Raw genomic sequence first — 6606 nt, 5'->3', positions numbered from 1 at the left:
GTATGCACATTTCCGAGGAGACGCTTCCGGAGCGCCCCCGACCCCACGGACAAAGGGCACGCATATCAGGGGCGCGAGGAACTGCGCGACAAGCCACGACGGCGCGGCAGGCGGCAGCGCGCAGCGCGGGGCACCCCGTAGGCCGAACCCAGCAAGCCCCGGGGGCACCCCGCCGGCACCCCCGGGCGGAGCCCGAGAAAGAGGGGGAGCGACCGCGAAGCGCCCGTCACGGTACTGTTCGGCGGTGAGCGGGATCGAACTGGACGACTTCGGCTCCCTCGTGGAGCGCCCCGACGCTGGCGTGCGTCGGGACTCGCAGGAGCGCTGGCACGAGCGGGTGCGGCCGGCCGACGGGCTGGGCAAGCCCGCCGAGCTGGCGGACTGGCTTGCCGCCGTACAAGGGCAGGCGCCGGCGAGACCACTGGCGCGGCCGCGCGTCCTGGTGTTCGCCGCCGACCACGGCGTGGCCGCACTGGACGTGTCCACCCGGCCCGCCGGCACCGCCACGGACCTCGCGCGCGCCGTGCTCGACGGCACCGCGCCGGCCGCCATCCTGGCCCGCCAGTTCGGCGCCGGCGTGCGCCTGGTGGACATGGCCCTGGACTGCGACCCGGCCGACCTGCCCGCCGACGTGACCGCGCACCGTGTGCGCCGCGGCTCGGGCCGGCTGGACGTCGAGGACGCGCTGACCCGCGAGGAGGCCGAACAGGCGTTCCGTGCGGGCATGGCGCTCGCCGACGAGGAGGCCGACTCGGGCACGGATCTGGTGCTGCTCGGTGACATCAGCGTCGGCGGCACCACGGCGGCCGGCGTGCTGATCGCCGCGCTGTGCGGCACCGACGCCTCGGTGGTGACCGGCCGCGGCTCCGGCATCGACGACCTCGCGTGGATGCGCAAGTGCGCCGCGATCAGGGACGGTCTGCGCCGGGCCCGTCCGGTCCTGGGCGACCAGATCGCGCTGCTCGCGGCCGTCGGCGGCGCCGACTTCGCGGCGATCACCGGCTTCCTGCTGCAGTCCGCGGTGCGCAAGATGCCCGTCGTGCTCGACGGCGTGGTCAGCGCGGCCTGCGCGCTGGTGGCGCAGCGCATCGCGTTCCGCGCGCCCGACTGGTGGCTGGCCGGGCACGCCAGCGGTGAGGCCGGCCAGGCCAAGGCGCTGGACCGGATCTCGCTGACCCCGCTGCTGGACCACGGCGTGCACTCCGGCGGTGGCACCGGCGCGCTGCTGGCGCTGCCGCTGCTGCAGGCCGCGGCCCTGCTCTCCGCCGAGCTGCCCGCCTAGAGCGAACCGGGATTCTCCCCCGGCGGCTGCCCGGACGCACGTCCGGGCAGCCAGCCGCAGGATTCCTCGTATCGTCCGGCGATCATACGGCGCGATCCGGACATCGCGGCATAAACTTCCCTGACATGGGAACCGCCCGGCGCGCCGCCGCCTACACGGTGTGGTACCTCCGCATCGTCACCGCAGTGAACCTGCTGGGCGCGGTCTGGGTGAGTTTCGGTGCCGACATCCGCCGGCACAACGCCCAGGACTTCTTCACCCCGTACCTGCTCACCGCGGGCTTCACGTCGACCGCCTTCGCGCTCTTCCTGTCCGTCACGATGCGCCGGCACAAGCGGGCCGCGTGGATCCTCAACTTCGTGCTGTGCGGGCTGTTCTTCGCCGCGCTGGCGGTGAGCATGGCGTGGCCGCAGATCCACCGCCACCCGCAGAACTGGGTGTCGCTCGCGCTGACCGCCTCGTTCCTGGCCGCGCTGCTGCTGAGCCGGCGCGAGTTCCGGGCGAAGGGCGACCGGGCGAACCCCTGGCACGCCGCGATCACCGCGATCGTCGGCCTGGTGGTGGCCGGGCTCGTCGGCACCGGGCTGGTCGCCGCCACCAACTCCGCGAACGGCGCGACGTTCGGCGACGTCTTCGGCTACGCCCTCGTGCGGCTGGTCTCCCTGGTGCCCAGCGACACCGCGTTCGCCCCGATCGAGACGCCCGGCTGGGTCGACGTGGTCATCAACGTGATGAGCGCGCTGCTCTTCCTGCTCGTGCTGTTCGTGGCGTTCCGCTCCCCGCGCGGCCGGGAACTGCTCTGCGCGGAGGACGAGGAGCGGCTGCGCGTGCTGCTCGACAAGTACGGCGACCGCGACTCCCTCGGGTACTTCGCGCTGCGCCGCGACAAGAGCGTGATCTGGTCGCCGACCGGCAAGTCCGCGATCGCCTACCGGGTCCTCGGCGGCGTCACGCTGGCCTCCGGCGACCCCATCGGCGACCCGGAGGCGTGGCCGGGCGCCATCGACGCGTGGCTGGCCGAGGCGAAGCAGCACGCGTGGGTGCCCGCGGTGATGGGCGCCAGCGAGGAGGCCGGCACGGTCTACGCGCGGCACGGCCTGGACGCCCTCGAACTCGGCGACGAGGCCATCGTCGAGACCGAGGAGTTCACCCTGGACGGCCGTGCGATGCGCACCGTCCGGCAGGCGTACAACCGGGCCCAGCGGTCCGGCTGCACGGTGCGCATCCGGCGGCACTCCGAGATCCCGCAGGCCGAGATGGACGCCCTGGTGGAGCGCGCCGACCACTGGCGCGACGGCGCGACCGAGCGCGGCTTCTCGATGGCGCTGGGACGGCTCGGAGACCCGGCGGACGGCGCGTGCGTCATGGTCGAGTGCCAGGACGGGGACGGCCGCCCGCGGGCTCTGCTGAGCTTCGTCCCGTGGGGACCGCACGGGCTGTCCCTCGACCTGATGCGGCGTGACCGCAGTGCCGACAACGGCCTGATCGAGTTCATGGTGATCGAGCTGATCCAGCGGGCGGACGAGGTGTCGGTGCGTCAGGTCTCGCTGAACTTCGCGATGTTCCGCTCGGTGTTCGAGCGGGGCTCGCGGCTGGGGGCGGGTCCCGTGCTGCGGTTGTGGCACTCGCTGCTGACGTTCTTCTCGCGGTGGTGGCAGATCGAGTCGCTGTACCGCGCCAACGCCAAGTTCCGCCCGATCTGGGAGCCGCGCTATGTGCTGTTCGGCAAGTCCAGCGAGCTGCCCAGAATCGGCGTCGCCGGCGCCCGGGCCGAAGGCTTCCTCGGCGTCCCCCGGCTGCCCGTGCCGCTGCGGCGGCGCCGCGAGAACCCGTGAGGTGGGGACGGGGCCGGCCGGCCGGATGCGGCGGCTGGCCCTGGCCGAGTGGGGCACGGTCTTCCCCGACGTGTGGCGGCGGCTGCGCGGCGCGGGGGTGCGGGCCGTCCCGCTGACCCTCGCCTCCTGCGCCGGCATCCTCCTGCTCCAGCTGGTGCAGCACTCGGACGGCGTCAGCGACTGGGTGGAGCGGCTCGGCGGCGTGTACGCGACGCTGCCGTGGTGGCTGGCGCTGCTGCGCACCCCGCTGTCGCTGTTCGTCCCCGACCCCTCGCTGCCGATCTGGGGCCTGGTCGTGCAGGTCGTCGTGGTGTTCGGGATCGCCGAGACGACGCTGGGCGCCCGCCGCACCCTGGGCGTGGCCCTGCTGGCCACGATCGCCGGCACCTGCTTCGCCCGCTGGTCGGTGTGGGACGGCGGCACGCTGCTGGGCCTGGCCCCGCAGGCGCTGGACGTCCGTGACACCGGGCCGTCCGCGGCCGTGGTCGCGCTCGGCGTCTACGCCGCCTGCCGCTACCGCGCGTGGTGCACGGCCGTGGCGATCGGAGTCGCCATGGTCGTCGAGGTCGTGTGGGTGACGAACCTCGCCGGATACGAGCATCTGGCGGGCGTGGCCGCGGTGCTGGCACTGGCCGGGGCGGAGGGCGCGTGGCGCGGTAGCCTCGCGCGGTGACCAGGCCCTCCCCGCTCGACGCCCTCCGTTTCGCCTTCGGCACCCTCACCGTGCTGCCGGTGCGGGTCACGCGCTGGGACCGGGCGGCGGCCCGCGGCGGCATGCTCGCCGCGCCGCTGGCCGGGCTGGTGGTGGGCGTCGCGTCGGCGGCGGCCGGCGGGGTGCTCGTCGCGCTGGGCGCGGCGCCCCTGCTCGCGGCGGTCGGCGCGGTCGCGGTGCCCGCGGCCCTCACCCGCGGCCTGCATCTCGACGGGCTCGCCGACACCGCGGACGGGCTGGGCAGCGGCAAGCCCGCGGAGGAGGCGCTGCGGATCATGAAGCAGTCCGACGTCGGGCCGTTCGGCGTCGTCGTGCTCGTCCTGGTCCTGCTCGGGCAGGCGGCCGCGCTGGCCGGGGCGTACGGGCACGGCTGGGTGTACGGGGGCACCGCCGCGGTGCTGGCGGCGGTGGCCGGGCGGACCGCGATGACGGTGGCCTGCCGGCCGGGCGTTCCGGCGGCCCGGCCGGGCGGGCTCGGGGCGGCGGTGGCCGGGGCGGTTCCCCTGGCGGGGGCGCTCGCCGTGGCCGGGGTGGTGGTCGTGCTGGCCTGTGCGGCCGGCGTCCCGTTCGGCGGTTTCACCGCGCTGCGCACGGCGGTGGCCGTCCTGCTCGGGCTGCTCGTGGCCGAGGCGGGGGTGCGGCGCTGCGTGCGGCGGTTCGGCGGGGTCACCGGCGACGTGTTCGGCGCGGCCTGCGAGGTCGCCGCGGCCTCGGCGCTCCTCCCTCTCGCCCTCCGCTAGCCCTCCGCGGGTCGCGGTTCGTCCCAGCCTTCGGCCGGGGGGTGCTCCCGACAGGGGCGACCGGCCACCGGCCGGTGGTCCGGAGCGGACCGAAGCGCCCCTTGTGGCGGGTGTCGGAGTGCGGCGCCACTGTGGCTCGTCGCGTTGGGGGGCACCTCCCGGCCGAAGGCCGGGGGACCTCGCGTCCCTGGAGGGCTGAGCCTCGGCCGCGCAGGGCGAACCGCGGTGGCAGGCGGGGAGGGTGGAGGCCCGGGCAAGGGGGCCCGGCGTACCCTCGGAGGGTTCACCGGCTCGCGCCCCGCCCCGCTGATGTGGCGGAATACGATGCGGGAGCCGGGCCGGGCCACCCACCGGCCACCACAGGACCTCAACCGAATAGGACCTCACCCACCGTGACTGCTCTGACTCTCAGTACCTCTTCCGCCGCAGCGTTGCGGGCGGACGCCGTCGTCGTGGGCCTGGCCAAGGGCGCCAAGGGCCCGCGGCTCGCCCCGGGAGCGGAAGCCGTGGACGCCGCGTTCGACGGCAAGCTCGCCGCCGTGCTGGAGACGCTGGGAGCGTCCGGCGCCGAGGGCGAGGCCACCAAGGTGCCCGCGCCGTCCGGTGTGAAGGCCGCGGTCGTCCTCGCGGTGGGCCTGGGTGACGCGCCCGAGGACGGCGACGGCTACGACCTGGAGGCCCTGCGCAAGGCCGCGGGCGTCGCGGGCCGCAGCCTGTCCGGTGCCAAGAAGGCCGCGTTCGCGCTGCCCGCGGGCGACGCCGCGGAGGTCGAGGCGGTCGCCACCGGCGCCCTGCTCGGCGCCTACGCGTTCACCGCGTACCAGACGGAGAACGGCGCCGCGGGCAAGGGCTCGCTGGGCGAGGTCGCGATCGTCGGCGCGAAGCCGCGCGACAAGGAGCACAAGGCGGCCGCCGAGCGCGCCACCGCGGTGGCCGCGGAGGTCAACCGGGCCCGCGACCTCGTCAACACGCCCTCCAACGACCTGGACCCGAAGGCGTTCGCCGCCGAGGTCACCGCGGCCGGCAAGGAGTTCGGCCTGAAGGTCGAGGTGCTGGACGAGAAGGCGCTCGCCAAGGGCGGCTACGGCGGCCTGATCGGCGTCGGCCGCGGCTCGGCGACCCCGCCGCGCCTGGTGCGCGTGGCGTACAAGCACCCGAAGGCCACCCACACCCTCGCCTTCGTCGGCAAGGGCATCACGTACGACTCGGGCGGCATCTCGCTGAAGCCGGCCGGCCACAACGAGACGATGAAGTGCGACATGAGCGGCGCCGCCGCGGTGTTCGGCGCGGTCGTCGCGGCCGCCAAGCTGGGCCTGCGGGTCAACGTCACCGGCTGGCTGGCGCTGGCCGAGAACATGCCCGGCGGCAACGCGACCCGTCCCGGCGACGTCCTGCGGATGTACAGCGGCAAGACCGTCGAGGTGCTGAACACCGACGCCGAGGGCCGGCTGGTGCTGGCCGACGCGCTGGCCCGGGCGTCGGAGGAGGCGCCGGACGCGATCGTGGACGTGGCGACGCTGACCGGCGCGATGGTGCTGGCGCTGGGCGACGGCCGCTTCGGCATCATGTCCAACGACGACGCGTTCCGCACCGCCGTGCACGCCACGGCGCTCGCGGAGGGCGAGGACTCCTGGCCGATGCCGCTGCCGCAGCAGCTGCGCAAGACCTTCGACTCCCCCACCGCGGACATCGCGAACATGGGCGTGCGCCCGGGCGGCGGCCTGATCGCCGGCCTGTTCCTGAAGGAGTTCGTGGGCGAGGGCATCACCTGGGCGCACCTCGACATCGCCGGTCCGGCGTTCAACGAGGGCTCCTCGTTCGGCTACACCCCCAAGGGCGGTACGGGCACCGCGGTGCGCACGCTGGTGGCGCTGGCCCGCAAGGCCGCGGAGGGCGACCTGCTCTGAGCGGGTGACTTCCCTCACGTACGGCCCCGGATGTTCCACTCCGGGGCCGTACTGCCGCTGACTGCGCACAGCCCGATGACTCGTCGGCCGCTGAGAAGTGCGAAGATGTTGTCTCGGCACGACAGGGCCC

5 protein-coding genes are annotated in these 6606 nt (G+C 74.8%); all 5 read left to right on the top strand.

Annotation, left to right across the window (positions count from 1 at the left end; genetic code table 11):
- Nucleotides 1-244 precede the first annotated feature (244 nt).
- The 5 genes from cobT to BMW99_RS21825 all read left to right on the top strand — a co-directional run bounded on the left by cobT (nucleotide 245) and on the right by BMW99_RS21825 (nucleotide 6476).
- The gene (gene cobT, locus BMW99_RS21845) at nucleotides 245-1282 is read left to right on the top strand and encodes a nicotinate-nucleotide--dimethylbenzimidazole phosphoribosyltransferase (RefSeq protein ID WP_075017380.1); all 1038 of its coding nucleotides are present in this window, start codon (nucleotides 245-247) and stop codon (nucleotides 1280-1282) included.
- Between the two features lie 125 nt (nucleotides 1283-1407).
- Nucleotides 1408-3117 carry a phosphatidylglycerol lysyltransferase domain-containing protein gene (locus BMW99_RS21840; RefSeq protein WP_069465014.1) on the top strand — a complete coding sequence of 570 codons (1710 nt, stop codon included), beginning with the start codon at nucleotides 1408-1410 and terminating at the stop codon, nucleotides 3115-3117.
- A 1-nt stretch (nucleotide 3118) separates the two neighbouring features.
- Complete coding sequence (locus BMW99_RS21835; protein ID WP_075017379.1) at nucleotides 3119-3790, top strand: hypothetical protein; 672 nt, start codon at nucleotides 3119-3121, stop codon at nucleotides 3788-3790.
- Nucleotides 3787-4569 carry an adenosylcobinamide-GDP ribazoletransferase gene (locus BMW99_RS21830; protein WP_075017378.1) on the top strand — a complete coding sequence of 261 codons (783 nt, stop codon included), beginning with the start codon at nucleotides 3787-3789 and terminating at the stop codon, nucleotides 4567-4569. Before BMW99_RS21835 ends, BMW99_RS21830 begins: the two co-directional genes overlap by 4 nt.
- A gap of 392 nt (nucleotides 4570-4961) precedes the next feature.
- Nucleotides 4962-6476, top strand: a complete 1515-nt coding sequence (locus BMW99_RS21825; protein WP_069467276.1) for a leucyl aminopeptidase — start codon at nucleotides 4962-4964, stop codon at nucleotides 6474-6476.
- Nucleotides 6477-6606 lie beyond the last annotated feature (130 nt).

It is taken from the genome of Actinacidiphila rubida, assembly GCF_900110255.1.
GTDB lineage: Bacteria > Actinomycetota > Actinomycetes > Streptomycetales > Streptomycetaceae > Actinacidiphila > Actinacidiphila rubida.
Note: the sequence above shows the minus strand (reverse complement) of the source record. Positions and strands in the feature narration are given on the sequence as shown.